This window comes from Micromonospora sp. NPDC048843, from assembly GCF_040649965.1.
Taxonomy (GTDB): domain Bacteria; phylum Actinomycetota; class Actinomycetes; order Mycobacteriales; family Micromonosporaceae; genus Micromonospora; species Micromonospora hortensis.
Genome location: NZ_JBEZGJ010000354.1, coordinates 1 through 2,237, shown reverse-complemented (window position 1 = coordinate 2,237; position 2,237 = coordinate 1). Strand labels below are relative to the sequence as shown.

3 protein-coding genes and 1 pseudogene are annotated in these 2,237 nt (G+C 72.3%); 1 reads left to right on the top strand and 3 read right to left on the bottom strand.

Going from position 1 to position 2,237, the window contains the following annotated elements; all coding sequences use genetic code 11:
* Nucleotides 1-96: pseudogene (locus AB0C20_RS36015) on the bottom strand (RNA polymerase-binding protein RbpA); the annotation flags it as partial.
* 95 nt (nt 97-191) lie between these two features.
* Here AB0C20_RS36015 and AB0C20_RS36010 point away from each other — a divergent pair.
* Nucleotides 192-509, top strand: coding sequence for an MBL fold metallo-hydrolase (locus AB0C20_RS36010; RefSeq protein ID WP_357569698.1), 318 nt, complete (start codon nt 192-194; stop codon nt 507-509).
* An 18-nt stretch (nt 510-527) separates the two neighbouring features.
* Here the strand turns inward: AB0C20_RS36010 and AB0C20_RS36005 are convergent, their stop codons facing one another.
* Both AB0C20_RS36005 and AB0C20_RS36000 read right to left on the bottom strand, forming a co-directional pair.
* Complete coding sequence (locus AB0C20_RS36005; RefSeq protein WP_357569697.1) at nt 528-1,628, bottom strand: magnesium and cobalt transport protein CorA; 1,101 nt, start codon at nt 1,626-1,628, stop codon at nt 528-530.
* 102 nt (nt 1,629-1,730) lie between these two features.
* Nucleotides 1,731-2,237: class F sortase (locus AB0C20_RS36000; protein WP_357569696.1), on the bottom strand; the 507-nt coding region annotated here is incomplete at its 5' end.

Here is a 2,237-nt window from a genome sequence, read left to right as displayed (position 1 = left end):
GCCGTCGAACTTGCATTCCCAGGTCGTCGGGACCTCGGCGTCGACGGCGAACGGCACCTCGAACTGGTGGCCCTTGGCGCAGAGGTACTCGCGGGATGCGCCACTCCCGGCGCGAATCCCCATGAGAATAACGCTGACTCCCACGGCGTGGGTTCGCCCGGCTCAACAGCGGCCGGTTTCCGGCGGTCGAGGTGGCCCAGCCGCTGGCCGACGGGGACCTGCTCGACGTCGGTGGTGGCCTGCGGGTGGTGCACACCCCCGGGCACTCGCCCGGGCATGTGTCGCTCCTGCACGAGCCGACTCGCCTTCTCATCACCGGGGACGCGTTGTTCAACGTGCTCGGCGTCCGGTGGCCGATGAAGTGGCTGTGCAGCGACTTCCAGATGACCCGGGAGACCGCGCACGTCCTCGGCGAGTTGGATTACGACCTCGCGGCCTTCACCCACGGCCCCGAGCTGACCGACAAACCCCGCGACCGCATCCGCGCCTTCCTCTCCGCGTACCGTTGAGCGGCCCGTCGGCGGGCCTCACAGCCAGCCGGAGCGCCGGAACAGTCGGTACAGGAACAGGGCCGCCGCCGCCATCAGGGTGAGGGCCCCGGCGTAGCCGTAGCGCCAGGCCAGCTCGGGCATGTGGTTGAAGTTCATGCCGTAGATGCCGGCGATGCCGGTCTGGGTGGCGGCGATGGCCGCCCAGGCAGCGATCTTGCGCATGTCGTTGTTCTGCTCGACGGCGAGCTGCGCGAGTCGCGACTGGACGATCGAGGTGAGCAGGTCGTCGTACGCGGCCACCCGATCCACCGCCCGGCTCAGCCGGCCGTCGACGTCGACGAACCAGCGGTGCAGGGCACGCGGTGCGCCGTCGGGTTCGAGGAGCGTACGCATCGGCGCCTGCAACGGCAGGACCGCCCGTTTGAACTCCACCACCTCCCGTTTGAGCTGGTAGATGTGCTGGATGTCGGCGCTGCGGTCGCGGGCGAACACCGCCTCCTCGACCCGCTCCAGGTCCCGTTCCACGTGCCCGGCCACCTCCAGGTAGGAGTCGACCATGCGGGCGCAGACCGCGTACGCCACCGCCCACGGGCCGGCGGCCAGCAGCGCGGGGCGGCGCTCGATGTCGGCGCGGACGCTGCGCAGCGCCCCGGCGGCGCCGTGCCGCACAGTGATGGCGAAGCGGTCACCGAGCAGCACCATGACGTCCCCGGTGTCGATCACCTCGGAGGTGTCGGTCAGCTCGTCGTGCTCCACGTAGCCGGCGGTGCGCAGGACCAGCAGCGTGACCGGACCGTGGCGCTGCACTGTGGGCCGGTGCCCGTCGGCGAGCGCCTGTTCGACTGTCAGCTCGTCGAGGCCGAAGGTCTGGCCGACCGCGGCGAGCACCGCCGGGCCGGGATCGTGCAGTCCCAGCCACACGAAGGCGTCGCGGCCGTGCCGCGCCCGGGCGTACGCGTCGGCGTAGTGCGGTTGACCGGGTTCCCGGCGGCCGTTGACGTAGACGGCGCAGTCGACCACCGCGTCCGGGTTGGACCGGCGGGGGGTGGAGGAGTCGCCCTCGACCCGTCCGAGCAGTCGACGGGCCAGGGCGCGTACGCCCCGACCGGTCCGGTCCCGTACCGGTCGCTGATCCACCGCGTGCCTCCCCGTCGCCGGCGCACCGTCCCGATCAGGGGATGGTGCCACCGCATTCTGCCGACCAGGGTCCGGCTCCCGACAGCGGGGAGGCGGCGCGGTTCAGCCGGTGCGGGTGGCGAAGACGACGACGTTGTCGACGTAGTTGCCGGTGGCCGCGTCGAACCGGCCGCCGCAGGTGATCAGGCGCAGCCCGGCGGCGTCCGCCGGGCCGTAGACCAGGTTGGTGGGGAAGTGCTCCTTGGGGTACGCGCGGACGTCGTCGATTGTGAACGTGGCGACCCGTGCGTCGGCGCGGGTGACCTGTACCTGCTGCCCCGCGCGGAGCCGACCGAGGTCGAAGAAGACCGCCGGGCCGGACGGCGCGTCGACGTGTCCCACCAGGACGGCGTTGCCGGTCTCACCGGGGCTGACCCCGTGCCGGTACCAGCCGGCGAGTGTGGGCCGGTCCAGTGGCGGCACCTCCAGCACCCCGGCGGCGTCGGCGCCGACGGGCACGATGTCGGCGCGTACGTCGAAGGACAGCCGCCGTTCCAGGATGCGCCGCAGGCCGTCGACGTGCCCGGTGAGCACGGCGCCGAGGTCGGCCCGGTACTCGGCCGCCCGCAC